Annotated in this window: 13 protein-coding genes; 10 read left to right on the forward strand and 3 right to left on the reverse strand. The window is 66.1% G+C overall.

Features of this window, described 5'->3' with window-relative positions:
- The 5 genes from bioA to ACPP3B_RS12845 are packed head-to-tail and all read left to right on the forward strand — an operon-like array spanning position 1 to position 5,515.
- Positions 1–1,368, forward strand: a complete 1,368-nt coding sequence (gene bioA / locus ACPP3B_RS12825) for an adenosylmethionine--8-amino-7-oxononanoate transaminase (protein WP_299018585.1) — start codon at positions 1–3, stop codon at positions 1,366–1,368.
- Positions 1,334–2,536, forward strand: a complete 1,203-nt coding sequence (gene bioF, locus ACPP3B_RS12830; protein ID WP_299018587.1) for an 8-amino-7-oxononanoate synthase — start codon at positions 1,334–1,336, stop codon at positions 2,534–2,536. Before bioA ends, bioF begins: the two co-directional genes overlap by 35 nt.
- Positions 2,533–3,261 carry a dethiobiotin synthase gene (bioD, locus tag ACPP3B_RS12835; protein WP_424859241.1) on the forward strand — a complete coding sequence of 243 codons (729 nt, stop codon included), beginning with the start codon at positions 2,533–2,535 and terminating at the stop codon, positions 3,259–3,261. Before bioF ends, bioD begins: the two co-directional genes overlap by 4 nt.
- Positions 3,258–4,298 carry a biotin synthase BioB gene (gene bioB, locus ACPP3B_RS12840; protein WP_424859242.1) on the forward strand — a complete coding sequence of 347 codons (1,041 nt, stop codon included), beginning with the start codon at positions 3,258–3,260 and terminating at the stop codon, positions 4,296–4,298. Before bioD ends, bioB begins: the two co-directional genes overlap by 4 nt.
- The gene (locus tag ACPP3B_RS12845) at positions 4,295–5,515 is read left to right on the forward strand and encodes a cytochrome P450 (RefSeq protein ID WP_424859243.1); all 1,221 of its coding nucleotides are present in this window, start codon (positions 4,295–4,297) and stop codon (positions 5,513–5,515) included. The genes bioB and ACPP3B_RS12845 overlap by 4 nt, the downstream gene beginning before the upstream one ends.
- Positions 5,516–5,559: 44 nt before the next feature.
- On the opposite strand, the gene rsxB is transcribed toward ACPP3B_RS12845, so the two are convergent.
- From rsxB to ACPP3B_RS12860, 3 genes are all read right to left on the reverse strand, one after another.
- The gene (gene rsxB / locus ACPP3B_RS12850) at positions 5,560–6,252 is read right to left on the reverse strand and encodes an electron transport complex subunit RsxB (RefSeq protein WP_424859244.1); all 693 of its coding nucleotides are present in this window, start codon (positions 6,250–6,252) and stop codon (positions 5,560–5,562) included.
- Complete coding sequence (locus ACPP3B_RS12855) at positions 6,249–7,634, reverse strand: polyhydroxyalkanoate depolymerase (protein ID WP_424859245.1); 1,386 nt, start codon at positions 7,632–7,634, stop codon at positions 6,249–6,251. The genes rsxB and ACPP3B_RS12855 overlap by 4 nt, the downstream gene beginning before the upstream one ends.
- Before the next feature lie 119 nt (positions 7,635–7,753).
- The gene (locus ACPP3B_RS12860) at positions 7,754–8,950 is read right to left on the reverse strand and encodes an amino acid aminotransferase (RefSeq protein WP_299018349.1); all 1,197 of its coding nucleotides are present in this window, start codon (positions 8,948–8,950) and stop codon (positions 7,754–7,756) included.
- A gap of 134 nt (positions 8,951–9,084) precedes the next feature.
- Between ACPP3B_RS12860 and uvrB the strand changes: the two genes are divergently transcribed.
- From uvrB to ACPP3B_RS12885, 5 genes are all read left to right on the forward strand, one after another.
- Positions 9,085–11,163, forward strand: a complete 2,079-nt coding sequence (gene uvrB, locus ACPP3B_RS12865; RefSeq protein WP_299018351.1) for an excinuclease ABC subunit UvrB — start codon at positions 9,085–9,087, stop codon at positions 11,161–11,163.
- A 59-nt stretch (positions 11,164–11,222) separates the two neighbouring features.
- Complete coding sequence (locus ACPP3B_RS12870) at positions 11,223–11,876, forward strand: LuxR C-terminal-related transcriptional regulator (protein ID WP_424859246.1); 654 nt, start codon at positions 11,223–11,225, stop codon at positions 11,874–11,876.
- Complete coding sequence (locus ACPP3B_RS12875) at positions 11,873–13,822, forward strand: sensor histidine kinase (RefSeq protein ID WP_424859247.1); 1,950 nt, start codon at positions 11,873–11,875, stop codon at positions 13,820–13,822. The genes ACPP3B_RS12870 and ACPP3B_RS12875 overlap by 4 nt, the downstream gene beginning before the upstream one ends.
- Before the next feature lie 131 nt (positions 13,823–13,953).
- Entirely contained in the window at positions 13,954–14,487 is a 534-nt protein-coding gene (gene iscR / locus ACPP3B_RS12880; protein WP_299018358.1) for a Fe-S cluster assembly transcriptional regulator IscR, read from the forward strand.
- Positions 14,488–14,524: 37 nt separating this feature from the next.
- Positions 14,525–15,745: an IscS subfamily cysteine desulfurase gene (locus tag ACPP3B_RS12885; protein WP_299018361.1), complete on the forward strand. Its 1,221-nt coding sequence runs from the start codon at positions 14,525–14,527 to the stop codon at positions 15,743–15,745.
- Positions 15,746–15,759 lie beyond the last annotated feature (14 nt).

Genomic DNA, 15,759 nt, shown 5'->3' on the forward strand with positions numbered 1-15,759 from the left:
GTGGTACAAGGTAACGCCGACTGGCAGGCCCGCAGCCAGGCCAGCGTGTGGCACCCCTGCACGCAAATGCAACGCGCGGCCGTGGTGCCGCCGCTGCCCATCGCCCGCGCCCATGGCCCCTGGTTGTACGACCAGGAGGGCAACCGCTACTTCGACGCCAACAGCAGCTGGTGGGTCAACCTGTTCGGTCATGCCGACGAGGGCATCGTCAACGCGCTCAAGCAGCAACTGGACGTATTGCCCCACGTGATGCTGGCCGGGTGCACCCACGCGCCCGCCATTGAACTGGCCGAACGGCTGTCGGCCCGCACGGGTGGCGTGCTGGGCCACGCCTTCTACGCCAGCGACGGTGCGTCCGCCGTGGAAATCGCGCTCAAGATGAGCTTCCACCACTGGCGCAACGTGGGGCAGGGCGGCAAGCGCGAATTCATCTGCGTGCGCCAGGGTTACCACGGCGAAACGCTGGGCGCCCTGGCCGTCACGGACGTGCCCGTCTTCCGCGACGCCTACGACCCGCTGCTGATGCGCTCGCACCAGGTAGCTTCGCCCGACGACCGCCAGGCCGCTGAAGGCGAGGACGCTGCGGCTGTGGCCCAACGCGCCGCTGCCGATCTGGAGGCGCTGCTGGCCGAACGCCACGCGCACATCGCCGCCGTCATCGTGGAGCCGCTGGTGCAATGCGCCGCAGGCATGGCCATGCACCATGCGTCCTACCTGCAACGGGTGCGCGCGCTGTGCGACCGGTACAGCGTGCACCTCATAGCCGACGAGATTGCCGTGGGCTGTGGCCGCACGGGCACCTTCTTCGCCTGCGAACAGGCGGGCATCTGGCCCGATTTCGTGTGCCTGTCCAAGGGCATCACTGGCGGTTTTCTGCCGTTGTCGCTGGTGTTGTGCCGCGATGCCATCTACCGCGCCTTCCTGTCAGATGACGTGGCGCGCGGCTTCCTGCACTCGCATTCCTACACCGGCAACGCGCTGGCCTGCCGGGCGGCGCTGGCCGTGCTCGACCGTTTCGACACCCAGGACGTGCTGGGCCGCAACGCCCAACAAGCGGCCTTGCTCGACCAGGCGCTGGCACCGCTGATGGCATACCCCGGGGTGGAGCACCCGCGCCGCCGTGGCATGATCTGGGCCTTTGACGTCAAGGCAGAGCTTGCCCAGGGCCGCTTTGCCGAGGCGTTTCACCTGGCGGGTCGCCGCCACGAACTGCTGGTTCGCCCCATTGGGCGCACCGTGTACCTGATGCCCCCCTACGTGCTCGACGGGGACCTCTCGCGCTGGTTGTCCGAGCGCTTGCAGGCCACCCTGCACGACACGTTGCAACAGCCCGATGCTGATCGAACACATCAACCGTCAACTGCTTGACATCGACGCTGCCGCCCTGCGCAGGCGCCGCAGGGTGGGTGCGTCGCCGTGCGGCCCGCACCAGCAATGGCAAGGCGGTGGCAGCATGCTCGCCTTCTGCAGCAACGACTACCTTGGTCTGGCCAACCATCCGGCCCTGACCGCAGCGCTGGCCGAAGGCGCCCGCCTGTGGGGCGCGGGCAGCGGCGCGTCGCACCTCGTGAGCGGCCACAGCCAGGCGCATGCCGCGTTGGAATCCACCCTCGCGCAATGGTTGGAACCACACATTCCCGGTGCACGTGCGCTGCTGTTCTGCAGCGGCTACATGGCCAACGTGGCGTTGATGACGGCACTGGGCGACGAGCAGGCCACCATCCTGTCCGACAAGCTCAACCACGCTTCGCTCATCGACGGCGCCTTGCTGGCCCGCGCCAAGCTGTTGCGCTACCCCCATGGGCAGCTCGACGCGCTGGAGCGCCAACTGCGTGCCTGCACCACCCCGGTCAAGCTCATCGTCACCGACGCCGTCTTCAGCATGGATGGCGACGTGGCCGACCTGCCAGCGTTGCTGCGCCTGGCCGAGCAATACGACGCCTGGCTGGTCATTGACGATGCACATGGCTTTGGTGTGCTGGGTGCGCACGGCCACGGCAGCCTGGAACATTTCGGCCTTTGCAGCGAACGCCTGATCTTCATGGGCACGCTCGGCAAGGCCGCCGGGGTGTCGGGCGCCTTCGTGGCCGCGCACCCCGTCATCGTCGAATGGCTGGTGCAGCGCGCCCGACCTTACATCTACACCACGGCCATGCCGCCCGCGTTGGCGCATGCGCTGGGGCATTCACTGGCGCTGATCGAAGGCCCAGAAGGCGTGGAGCGGCGCGGGCGGCTCAACGAGCTGATCACCCAGCTGCGCACCGGTCTGGCTGCCTTGGCAGAGCGCCACCCGGGCCTGTCGCTGCCAGCGTCCTTCACGCCCATTCAACCCCTCATCGTGGGCGACAACGCACGCGCACTGGCACTGGAGGCCGCGCTACAAGCGCGTGGCATCCGTGTGCCCGCCATTCGCCCGCCCACCGTGCCCGTGGGCACGGCACGTTTGCGCCTGACGCTTTCTGCCAGCCACACCGCAGCCGATGTGGACCAACTGCTGGGCGCGCTCACCGAAACCCTGAACGAGGAGCAAACATGAAAGGCTGTTTCGTCACCGGCACCGACACTGAAGTGGGCAAGACCCGCGTCAGTGCCGGGCTGCTGCACCGTGCCGCGCAGGCCGGCCTGCGCGCGGCCGGCTACAAGCCCGTGGCAGCAGGCATGGACAACATCGCCGGGCAATGGGTCAACGAAGACGTGCACACCCTGTGGGCTGCCAGCAATATCGAACTGCAACCTGAAGAGGTGGGCCCTTGCCAGTTGCGCCAACCCTGTGCGCCGCATCTGGCCGCCCAGGCCGAAGGGCGTGTGATCGATCGAGACACGCTGGAGCAAGGCGCCCGCCAACTCGCCCAGCGCGCTGATCTGATCGTGGTGGAAGGTGCGGGCGGCCTGTGTGTGCCGCTAGGCCCCAACTGGGACAGCTCGCACCTCATGTGCGCGCTGAACCTGCCGGTGGTGCTCGTCGTCGGGCTGCGGCTGGGCTGCATCAACCACGCGCTGCTCACGGCAGAGGCCATCGTTGCCCGCCGCCTGCACCTGGCGGGCTGGGTGGGCAACACGCTGGACCCGGCCATGCTGCACTTGCAAGACAACATCCACACCCTCACGCAAGAGTTTGAGCGGCGTTTTCACGTGCCTTGCCTGGGTGTCGTTCCCCATCTGGAAAGCCCAGACGCGGCCTCCGTCGCACCGCATCTTTCTACCGCTGGCCTGCAAACCCTGTTCGGCCTGAAGCAACCCTCTTTTGAAGTGACACCATGACCACCGTCGCACCCATCTCTCTGTCGTCCCTGCGCCGCGCCAACGTGGGCGTGCCCGAAACCCGCTGGACCGTGGCCGCCGTGGAAGCGCTGTACGACCTGCCTTTCATGGACCTGCTGTTCCGCGCCCAGCAGGTGCACCGTGAAAACTTCGATCCCAACGAAGTCCAGCTCTCCACACTGTTGTCCATCAAGACCGGTGGCTGTGCCGAAGACTGCGGCTATTGCCCCCAGTCCTCGCATTTCGACACCGGGCTGCAAGCCAGCAAGATCATGCCGCTGGACGAGGTGCTTGACGCAGCCCGCGCCGCCAAGGAGCAGGGCGCCACGCGCTTCTGCATGGGCGCAGCCTGGCGCAGCCCCAAGGAGCGCGACATGGAACGCGTGGCCGCCATGATCGAAGGCGTTCGCGGCCTGGGCCTGGAAACCTGCATGACGCTGGGCATGCTCGACGGCGACCAGGCCCGCCAGCTCAAGGACGCCGGTTTGGACTACTACAACCACAACCTAGACACCTCGCCAGACCACTACGGCAGCATCATCAGCACCCGCACCTACCAGGACCGGCTCGACACGCTCGACAACGTCCGCCAGGCGGGCATCAACGTGTGTTGTGGCGGCATCGTGGGTATGGGCGAGACGCGCACCCAGCGCGCAGCCCTCATTGCCCAGCTCGCCAACCTCGACCCGTACCCCGAGTCCGTGCCCATCAACAACCTCGTCGCCGTGCCTGGCACCCCGCTGGCCGACGCCGAACCCATCGACCCCTTCGAGTTCGTGCGCACCATCGCTGTGGCGCGCATCACCATGCCCACCACCATGGTGCGCCTGTCGGCAGGCCGCGAACAGATGGACGACGCCCTGCAAGCCCTGTGCTTCGCGGCGGGTGCCAACTCCATCTTCTACGGTGACCGCCTGCTCACCACCACTAACCCCCAGGCCCAGCGTGACCGCCGCCTGTTCGAGCGCCTGGGCCTCAAACCCCTGGGCGAGCGCCCCGAAGTGAAGGGCACCGAGGTAGCGGGCGCCGAAGCATGACACTGGCCGAGGCCGTCACGGCACCGTCGATAGACGAAGCCTTCCTCGACAACCCGTACCCCGCCTACCAGGCGTGGCGCGAAGAGGGCGCCATGCTGTGGAGCGACGAATTCTTTGGCGGCGCGTGGCTGCTCACCCGCCATGCCGATGTTGAGGCGGCCTTGCGCGACCCGGCGCTTTCCGCACAGCGCACGGGCGGCTGGGTCATGGCCGCCGCGCAGCAAGGCCGGGCCGAACTGCGCCCCTTCCAAAGCCTGTTCGCGCGCGCCATGCTCTTTCTGGACGCGCCCGACCATGGCCGTCTGCGCCAGATCCTCATGCCCGCCTTCCGGCCTGATGCCTTGGCCCAGATGCAAGCCTGGATGGACGTTACCGTGGCCGAGCGTGTGCTTGCGCTCGATGGCCCGTTCGACTTCATGGCGCAGATAGCGCGGCCGCTGCCCGCGCGCGTCATCGGCCGTTTGATGAACGTGGACCCAGCGCTGGACGCCACCTTCATGCGCTGGTGCGACGACATCGCGGTATTCATTGGCGCTGCGCAGCCTGAGCATGCCCAGCTGCTGCGTGCCCAGCGCAGGCTGCTGGAGATGACCGCGTACTTCGAGCGCGAACTGTTGCCCTGGCGCCGCCAGCACCTGGGCGACGACCTGGTGAGCCGCCTGTTGCAAGCTGAAGCGCAGGGGCAGATCGAATCCAGCCTGGAACTGCTGGCCCAGTGCGCCATGCTGCTGTTCGCCGGGTATGAAACCACCCGCAACCTGCTGGGCAACGGCCTACACGCCTTGCTCTCGCACCCCGGCCAATGGCGCCTGCTTTGCCAGCAACCAGAACTGGCGGGCAACGCCGTGCGTGAATTGCTGCGCTTCGACAGCCCCGTGCAGTGGACCGGCCGCCGTGCCACCCGCGCCATGACGCTGTGCGGCCAAGCCGTTCAGCGGGGCGACCTGATCCTGCCGTTGATCGGCTCCGCCAACCGCGACTCTGCCCGCCACAGCAACCCTGACGCCCTGCAAATCGACCGCGCCAACCCTGGCGCCCTGTCGTTCGGCAGCGGTGCGCACATCTGCATAGGGGCTGCGCTCACGCAAATGGAAACGCAAGCCGTGTTGCGCGCGCTGGCCGTGCACAAGCCCGGGCTGCAACTCGATGGGGTGCCGCTGCGCAACCGCAACCCGCTTTACCGGGGGCTGGCCGCGCTGCCTTTGCGCGTGGCCTGACGCAGCCCAAGCGCCCGAATCGGCTCGGGCGCGCCACAAATGGTTTAGCTCTTGGCCTGCCGCGCCGCACGCGCACGGGCCAGGGCTGCTTCGATCACGGCGCGTTTCTTGTCCAGCATGGCCGGATCGGTGTGCTTGGAATGTTCTTCCAGGTTGGCCAGTTTGTCCTGGGCCTTCTTGTCCTGCCGGTCCTGGTGTTCGGCAGCGTCGCGCTGGGTGCGCTGCAAGTGCCACTGGTAGCGTGAACGCGCCAAGTCCGCTTGCTTGGGCGACCACGCTGCCCAGCCCGTGGCCGCGCCGCTCACGTTCTCCAGGCTGATGCAGTCCACAGGGCACACGGGAATGCACAGCTCGCAACCCGTGCAATAGGGCTCGATCACGGTGTGCATGCGCTTGTTGGTGCCCACGATCGCATCGGTTGGGCAGGCCTTGATGCAGAGCGTACAGCCGATGCACCAGTCCTCATCGATGACCGCGACCCCCAATGGCCCTTCGCTTCCGCACGACGGGTCCAGCGGCTTGGGTGCGCGCCCCGTCAGACGGGCCAAGCGGGCGACGCCCTCTTGACCGCCGGGTGGGCACCGATTGATGTCCGCCTCACCGCTGGCGATGGCCTGCGCATAGTGGCGGCAGTCCGGGTAGCCGCAGCGCGTGCATTGCGTTTGTGGCAGCGCGTCGTCGATGCGGTCGACCCACGCGACGGGGGCGGGGTCAGCCACCGGCGCCCCCGGCTTCATGCGTCTGGCAGCGCCTTGCGGTGGCGGCTGCGCGTCTCGGCGGCGTCGTCACGCCGGATGGCGGCGGCCATCAGGTCCGCTTCGGCCCGAACCGCTGCTAGATCGGCCCCACCACTGCTGGGTTGGTGCGCCAGGATGAAATCGCGCACTACCGGGTAGACCTTCTCGCGCCAGCGTCGGCCGCTGAAGATGCCGTAGTGCCCGGCGCCCTCGACTTCGAAGTGCGCGCGCTGCGACGCGGCGATACCGGTGCACAAGTCGTGCGCCGCGCGCGTCTGCCCGCTGCCGGAGATGTCGTCCAGCTCGCCTTCGACCGTCAGCAGCCCCGTGTTCCGGATGTCCTGCGGGCGCACCCGCTCCAGCGTGCCATCGGGTGCGCGCACGTCCCAGGTGCCGTGCACCAGCTTGAACTCCTGGAACACCGTGCGGATGGTCTCCAGGTAGTAGTTCGCGTCCATGTCCAGCACCGCGTTGTACTCGTCGTAGAACTGGCGGTGCGCCTCGGCGCTTTCGTTGTCACCCTGGATCAGATGCTGGAAGTAGTCGTAGTGGCTGTTGACGTGGCGGTCCGGGTTCATGGCGATGAAGCCAGCGTGCTGCAAAAAGCCCGGGTACACGCGCCGTCCTTCACCGGGAAACCCTGGCGGCACGCGGTAGATGACGTTGTTTTCGAACCACTCGTAGCTGCGCTGCACGGCCAGATTGTTGACTGCCGTGGGCGAGCGTCGGGCGTCGATCGGCCCGCCCATCATCGTCATGGACAAGGGGGTTTTTTCGCCGCGGCTGGCCATCAGCGACACCGCCGCCAGCACCGGCACCGTCGGCTGGCACACGCTCATGACGTGGCACTGGCCATAGGTCTTTTGCAGGTAACGAATGAACTCCTGCACGTAGTTGACGTAGTCGTCGAGGTGGAAATCCCCCTGCGACAGCGGGACCATGCGCGCATTTTTCCAGTCCGTGATGTAGACCTTGTGGTCGCGCAGCATGGTGCGCACCGTGTCGCGCAGCAGCGTGGCGTAGTGACCCGACAGCGGGGCCACGATCAACACCACCGGCTGCTCTTTCAGACGCAGCAGGGTTTGCGGGTCGTCGGCGTAGCGTTTGAAACGTCGCAACTCGCAAAACGGCTTTTCGATCTCCACCCGCTCATGGATGGCGACGTGCACGCCGTCGATGTCGATGTGACGGATGCCGAACTCGGGCTTTTCGTAGTCTTTGCCCAGACGGTGCAGCAGGTCGTAGCCTGCAGCGATGCGTTGCGAAAACGGCGTCTGCGCCAGCGGAGAGCTGGGGTTGGCGAACAGCTTGGCTGCCACCTGCGCGAAGTCGGAGAAAGGCTCCATCAGGGCGCGCTGGGCTTCGTAGAGGTGATACAGCATGGCCGTCGCTCGGAATTGTTGCGGTGCAGCAAATATAACAGGAAGTGCCTCCGCCTGCCATACGGCTCATCCCCGATGGCGGGTCACATCGGGGACAGCCGTCGGCGCGACTTGGTGGGTCAGAGCACCGCCGCGATCGACTGGCAGACGTGGTCGATGTTGCGGCTGTTGAGCGCGGCCACGCACATGCGGCCGGTGTCCGTGCCGTAGACGCCAAACTCGGTGCGCAGGCGCACCATTTGCTCCTTGCTCAGGCCGGAGTAGCTGAACATGCCGATCTGCTGCGTGATGAAGGACATGTCCTGCCGCACACCAGCGGCCGCAAGCCCATCGACCAGCCGCTGCCGCATGGCCTTGATGCGGGTGCGCATCTCGCCCAGCTCTTGCTCCCACAGGGCGCGCAGCTCGGGCGTGTTGAGCACCGTGGCCACCACGGCCGCGCCGTGTGTCGGGGGATTGGAGTAGTTGGTGCGTACCACGATCTTGAGCTGCGACAGCACACGCTCGGCTTCGTCTTTGCTCGCGCACACGACCGACAGCGCCCCCACGCGCTCGCCGTAGAGGCTGAAGCTCTTGGAAAACGACGTGGCGACGAAGACATCCAGCCCCGCTGCCACGAACTTGCCCACCACTGCACCGTCTTCTGCGATACCGTGGCCAAAGCCCTGGTATGCCATGTCCAAGAAGGGCACCAATCCGCGCTCACGCACCACGGCGATGACGTCGTCCCACTGGGCGGGCGTCAGGTCGTAGCCCGTGGGGTTGTGGCAGCAGGCGTGCAGCACGACGATGGTGCCAGGCTCGGCGGCGCGAAGGCTCGCCAGCATGCCGTCCAGGTTCACGCCGCGGCGCGCGGCGTCGTAGTAGGCGTAGGTGTCGACCGTGAAGCCGGCATTGGTGAACAGGGCCCGGTGGTTTTCCCAGCTCGGGTCGCTGATGAGCACGCGTGCGCCGGGGTTGAGTTTGTGCAGAAAGTCCGCCCCGATTTTGAGGCCGCCCGTGCCGCCCAGGGCCTGTACCGTGGCCACACGGCCGTCGCGAACCGCCGCGCTGTCGGCGCCAAACACCAAGGCCTTGACCCCGTTGTCGTACGCGGGCATGCCGTCGATGGGCAGGTAGCCGCGCGGCGTCGGCTTTTCCATCAGGCGCTGCTCTGCCGTCTGCACGCAGCGCAGCAGCGGCAGTTTGCCATCGTCGTCGTAGTACACGCCGACACCGAGGTTGACTTTGTTGGGCCGGGGGTCGGCGGCAAACTGTTCGTTCAGACCCAGAATCGGGTCGCGCGGGGCCATTTCGACGGCAGCAAACAGGGACATGACAGCAACACCTGGGTGGTTGGGACAAACCCCTCATTGTATCGGGCAGACGGGCACTGCGCGTGCGTCTGGACCATCGGGGTGTGCCCGTACACTTGCCGCCATCGATCGTTCATTTCGCCAGGAGTGCCCCCTTGAATGCCCCGGTTACTGGCCAGCTCGTCACCTTCGAAGACTCGCCATTCGTGCTGCACCAGCCTTATCCGCCCGCTGGTGACCAGCCGGAGGCGATCGAGCGGTTGGTCGAAGGTGTGCGTGAAGGCGAGGTATTTCAGACCCTGCTGGGGGTGACGGGGTCGGGCAAAACCTTCACCATGGCCAACGTGATCGCCCGCCTGGGGCGCCCGGCCATCGTCTTTGCGCCCAATAAAACTTTGGCTGCACAGCTTTACAGCGAATTTCGCGAGTTCTTTCCGAAGAATGCCGTCGAATACTTTGTCAGCTATTACGATTATTACCAGCCCGAGGCCTACGTTCCCCAGCGCGACCTCTACATCGAGAAAGACAGCGCCATCAACGAGCATATCGAACAGATGCGCCTGTCGTGCACCAAAAGTTTGCTGGAGCGGCGCGACGTGGTCATCGTCGCCACGGTCAGTGCCATCTACGGCATCGGCAAGCCCGAGAACTATCACCGCATGATCCTCACGCTGCGCCGGGGCGACCGCCTGGGACAGCGCGACATCATCGCCCAGTTGGTGCGCATGCAGTACCAGCGCAACGAGCAGGAGTTCGTGCGTGGCAAATTTCGGGTGCGCGGCGACACGATCGACGTCTTCCCGGCCGAACACTCCGAACTGGCGTTGCGCATCGAGCTCTTCGACGACGAGGTCGAGTCGCTGGCGCTGTTCGACCCCCTCACCGGGCACGTGCGGCAAAAGCTGGCGCGCTTTACCATCTACCCCAGCAGTCACTACGTGACGCCGCGCGAACAGGTGCTGCAGGCCGTCGAGAGCATCAAGCTCGAACTCGACGCCCGCCTGAAAGAGTTGGTGGCCGCCGGCAAGCTGCTGGAGGCCCAGCGGCTGGAGCAGCGCACGCGCTTCGACCTGGAGATGCTGGTCGAGGTGGGCCACTGCAAGGGCATCGAAAACTACACCCGGCACCTCTCGGGGGCCGCACCCGGGGAGCCGCCCAGCACGCTGACCGACTATTTGCCGCGCGATGCGCTGATGTTTCTGGACGAGAGCCACGTCATGATCGGCCAGCTCGCCGGGATGTACAACGGCGACCGCGCGCGCAAGCAGACGTTGGTGGACTACGGTTTTCGCCTGCCCAGCGCGCTGGACAACCGGCCGCTGAAGTTCGAGGAGTTCGAGCAGCGCATGCGGCAGGTCATCTTCGTCTCAGCCACGCCGGGCGACTACGAACTGCGCCGCTCCTCGCAGGTGGTGGAGCAGGTGGTGCGACCGACCGGCTTGCTCGACCCGGTGGTCGAGGTGCGGCCGGCCACGCACCAGGTCGACGACGTGCTGCACGAAATCCACCTGCGCGTGCAGCGCAACGAGCGGGTGCTGGTGACCACGCTGACCAAGCGCATGGCCGAGCAGCTCACCGACTACCTAACCGAAAACGGCGTGCGCGTGCGCTACCTGCACTCCGACATCGACACCGTCGAGCGGGTCGAGATCATCCGCGATTTGCGCCTGGGCGCGTTCGATGTGCTGGTGGGCATCAACTTGTTGCGGGAAGGGCTTGATATTCCAGAGGTTTCCCTGGTGGCCATTCTGGACGCGGACAAGGAAGGGTTTTTGCGTGCCGAGCGCAGTCTGATCCAAACCATCGGCCGCGCGGCGCGCAACCTCAATGGCATGGCGATCTTGTACGCGGACACCATCACCGACTCGATGCGCCGCGCCATCGACGAGACCGAGCGCCGCCGCGCCAAGCAACTGGCCTACAACGCCGCGCACGGGGTGACGCCGCGCGGGGTGACCAAGCGCATCAAGGACCTGATCGACGGCGTCATGAGCGACAAGGCGATGGAGGCGGCGCGCCAGGAAGCCGCGGTGCACGCCGCCGAGGCGTGGGTGGAGGAGATGGACGAAAAAGCCTTGGCGCGCGAAATCAAACGGCTGGAAAAGCAAATGCTCGAGCACGCGCGCAACCTGGAGTTCGAAGCGGCGGCGCGGGTGCGCGACCAACTGGCGCGGCTGAAAGATCGGGTGCTGGGCGCGCACGGGACGGAAAACGTCACGCCGCCCACCGTCTGATGGCAGCCTCCCCCGTTTGGGGGAGGCGAAGGCGGCGCCGAATTGTCCACAATGCACGCATGTCGGACATCACGAGGATCTATCTGATCGAGGACGACCGCACCATTCTGCGCTTCGTCGAGAGCGCCCTGCGGCAGCGGCCCCAGTGGCGGCTGGTGGGGTATTCGGATACCTTCGCCCACGCCGAGATGATGGCTCCGCGCAGCCTGGCCGACGTTTTTCTGGTCGACCTCGGACTGCCGGATGGGCGCGGGGAAGATATATTGCGCCTGCTGGCCGAGGTCAAACCCGAGGCCGAGCTGTTGGTCTTGACCGTTTTTGGTGACGAGTCGCGTCTGATTCGCGCCTTGCAGATGGGCGCCACCGGCTATGTGCTCAAGGGCTGCACCGAAGACGAGTTGATCGCGGCGATTGAGCAGATCCGCGAGGGGGGCGCGCCCATCTCGCCGTTGCTGGCGCGCATGCTGCTCAAACAGTTTCGCGCCATCGACAGCGATGCCACGGCCACCAAAGGGCCTGCCCCCGTGCTGTCCGAGCGCGAGACGGACGTGCTGCGCCTGGTGGCGCAAGGCTACGTCAACAAGGAAATCGCGCAACGGCTGGGCATCGGCGTGGCGACGGTGAGTACCCACATTAAAAACCTGTACCGCAAGCTGGCGGTACGCACGCGCGTACAAGTGGTGCGCGCCGCGCAGGCCCGGGGGTTGCTGTGAGTGCCACCACCGGGCAGCCACCTCGCCCGACCGCAGACGCCGCCCAGGGCAGTGTGGCGTGGTGGGTGGGGTTGGTGTTTTTGCTGTTGCTCGGGGCGCTGCACTGGGTGTCGCAGCCGGTGCCTCTGCCGGGGGTCTATCGAATCGCGCACGCACAGGCCAGCTTGCCGCTGGATCCGCACGTGCCCCCGCGGGCCATTGCCCTGCCGCACGTGCTGGATGACGAGAGCCCCGCCTGGCGCGAACGGGTCGATTACCAGCTCGAGTGGCCCGAGGGGCTCGCGTATGCGTCACCCGAGGGTACGCGGTTGGCACTGCTGCTGCCGCGCGTGGGCACGCGGTTTCGGGTCCTGCTCAACGGGCACGAGGTGTTTCAGTTCGGCTGGTACGCCCCCCGGGATCGCACCGTGCTGGCGGCATCGCAGCCGCACCTGGTTGCGTTGCCATCGGCCTTGCTGGCGTCCGGCGCACGCGACAACGTCTTGCGTGTCGAGGTGCAGGGGCGTTTTCTCGAGCGCAGCGGACTGTCGGCCGTGCAGTTGGGGGATCACGACGCACTGATGCAGCGCCACCGCGTGCTGATGCTGTGGCAGTCCACGGGGTCGTGGATCATGGCGGCGCTGTCATTCTTCGTGGGCGGGTTGGCGCTGTTTCTGTGGCGCGCGCTGCGTGAACGGCTGTTCATCCTCATCGCGCTGGCGGCCCTGGCGCATGCGATGCGGACCGTGTTGCTCGCGGTGGTCGAGCCACCCTTGTCGCACGAAATGGTGTTCTTCTGGCACCGCGTCATGTTTGCCGCCTTCGTCGGCTTTTTCATCCTGACGGTGGAGCATCTGTTCGGGCATCGCCTGCGCTGGGTTCGGGTGGGGGCGTGGCTCGCCATTGCCGCAACGCCATTGTGGATCATTTGGGCGCTGTGGACGCAGGATTACGACTATGTTCGCCTCTGGGCGGGGGCGTTGACGGTGTTTGCCGCGCTCGCGCTGCTGGCGGGGGTGGTGGACGTGGCGCGGCGGCGCGCTTATGACGACAACCAAAGGTTGGTGACGCTGGCGGCACTGTTCACGCTGGCCACTGGCGTGCGCGACTTTCTGGTCGTGCAGCTGAACTTTCCCGGCGATGGGGACCTGCGCTGGATGTCGGTGGGAGGCGCCGCCCTGATCCTGACCATGGGGTGGGTGCTGGTCGAGCGTGCCACGGCTTGGGCGCGCACGGTGCACCGGCTCAACGAGACGTTGTCGCAGACCGTGTCGGTGCGCGAAAACGAGCTGCGTGCGGCGTTCATGCAGTTGCAGGCGGCCGAACGTCAGCGCGCCGTCGAGGCCGAGCGCCAGCGCCTGATGCGCGATATGCACGACGGTTTGGGCAGCCAGTTGGTGCAGACGCTCAACCTGGTGCGTAACCCGTCTGCCCAGCTCGACCGAGAGGCGTTGGCCTCCATGTTGCGCCAAGCGCTCGACGAGCTACGGCTGACGTTGGACTCATTCGAGCCCATGGAGGGGGATCTGCCCGCCATTCTGGGCACCTTGCGTCGGCGCCTCGCCCCCGCACTAGAAGGGGTGGGCATCGAGCTGCGCTGGGAGGTGCAAGAAGTCGCCCCCCTGGAGCAGCTCGACGCGCGCGGCGTGCTGCACCTGTTTCGCTGTCTGCAGGAGATTTTTGCCAACGTCGTCAAACACGCCAAAGCCCGCCGCATCACGGTCAGCACCTGGCAGCGCGACGACCAGGTCATCCTCTCGATCGAGGACGACGGGGTGGGCTTGCCGCCCCCAGAGGTGCGCAACAGCACTGGCCGCGGCTTGCGCAACGTCTTGACGCGCGCGGCCAAGATCGGCGCGAGCGTGCGCTTCTACGATGCCCATCCCGGCACCGGAATCGAGTTTGCCTTTGCGGTGCACGCCCGCCCCGCGGAGGTGGATACCGACTGGCTGCAGCCGAGCGCCTGACGCCACCGATCGCCCCGGCTGGCGGTAGGGTCGATTCCCGACCAAAACATTCGGCTTTTGGTATACTCGAGCGAAACAGTCGGGAATGCACGCACATTCCCTCATCCGTCGGGTCTCACCAGGAGTTTGCCATGCGCCTGACCACCAAAGGCCGATTCGCCGTCACGGCGATGATCGATCTGGCACTGCGCCAGGCCAGCGGTCCCGTGACGCTGGCTGCCATCAGCCAGCGTCAGCACATATCGCTGTCCTATTTAGAGCAGTTGTTCGGCAAACTGCGTCGGCACCGCCTCGTGGAGTCCACGCGCGGCCCCGGTGGCGGCTATACGCTCGGGCGCAAGGCGTCCGAAATCACGGTGGCCGACATCATTCTGTCGGTCGATGAGCCGATCGACGCCACCCAGTGCGGTGGCAAGGAAAACTGCCACGGCGACGGCCAGCGTTGCATGACGCACGATTTGTGGGCCGAGCTCAACGACCGTATGGTGGAGTTTTTGCGCTCGGTCACGCTGCAAAAGCTGGTCGATGACCAGCTCGCCAAAGGGGTGGCGGTGGAGCCGCCGCCGTCCATCAAGCGGGCCATCTCGCCCAACCCCGTGGTCAAGCCGCTGCGGGTCAACGCCCCCAACTCCGTGTTTGCGCTGGCCACGGCCGGTGCGAAGTGACCGCGGTTGGCCGAGTAACCGATTTTTGGAGTTTTCCATGAGCAAGACCCCGCACTTTCCCATCTATCTGGACTACAGCGCCACCACCCCGGTGGACCCGCGCGTGGTGGACAAGATGGTGCCCTGGCTGACCGAGCACTTCGGCAACCCCGCCTCGCGCAGCCACGCCTGGGGTTGGGAGGCCGAAAAGGCCGTCGAACACGCCCGCGAGCAGGTGGCCGACTTGATCGGGGCCGATCCGCGCGAGATCGTTTGGACCAGTGGCGCCACCGAATCGAACAACCTCGCCCTCAAGGGGGCGGCGCACTTCTATCAAGGCAAGGGCAAGCACATCATCACCGTCAAGACCGAGCACAAGGCGGTGCTCGACACCTGTCGCCATCTCGAGCGTGAGGGCTTCGAAGTCACGTATCTGGACGTCGATCAGTACGGCTTGCTGGACTTGGACGCGTTTCGGGATGCGATCCGGCCTGACACCATCTTGGCCAGCGTCATGTACGTCAATAACGAAATTGGCGTCATCCAGGACATCGAGGCCATCGGGCGCATCTGCCGCGAAAAGGGTGTGATCTTCCACGTCGATGCGGCCCAGGCCACGGGCAAGCTGCCCATCGACCTGCAGACGTTGCCGGTGGATCTGATGAGCCTGGCCTCGCACAAAACGTACGGCCCCAAGGGCATTGGCGCCTTGTACGTGCGGCGCAAACCGCGCGTGCGGCTGGAGGCACAGATGCACGGCGGCGGGCATGAGCGCGGCCTGCGCTCCGGCACGCTCGCCACCCACCAGTGCGTGGGCATGGGGGAGGCATTCGCCATCGCCAAGGCTGAAATGGCCACCGAGTTGCCCCGCATCCAGCGCCTGCACGATCGGCTCTACGCCGGCCTGAGCCAGATCGAGCAATCTTTCCTCAACGGTCACCCGACCCGGCGTGTGCCGCACAATCTCAACATGAGCTTCAACTTCGTCGAGGGCGAGTCGCTCATCATGGGCATCAAGGGCGTGGCCGTCTCGAGTGGCTCGGCCTGCACCTCGGCCAGCCTCGAGCCCAGCTACGTGTTGCGCGCGCTCGGCCGCAGCGACGAACTCGCCCACAGCAGCCTGCGCATGACCATCGGTCGCTGGACGACCGAGGAGCAAATCGACTACGCCATCGAGGCCATCAAGGCCAACGTCGAGAAACTGCGCGAACTCTCGCCGCTGTGGGAGATGTACAAAGAAGGCATCGACCTCAACAGCATTCAGTGGGCCGCGCACTGAGTCCGCGGTATACC

It is taken from the genome of Tepidimonas sp. HKU77, from assembly GCF_049728535.1.
In the GTDB taxonomy this organism is placed as follows: Bacteria; Pseudomonadota; Gammaproteobacteria; order Burkholderiales; family Burkholderiaceae_C; genus Tepidimonas.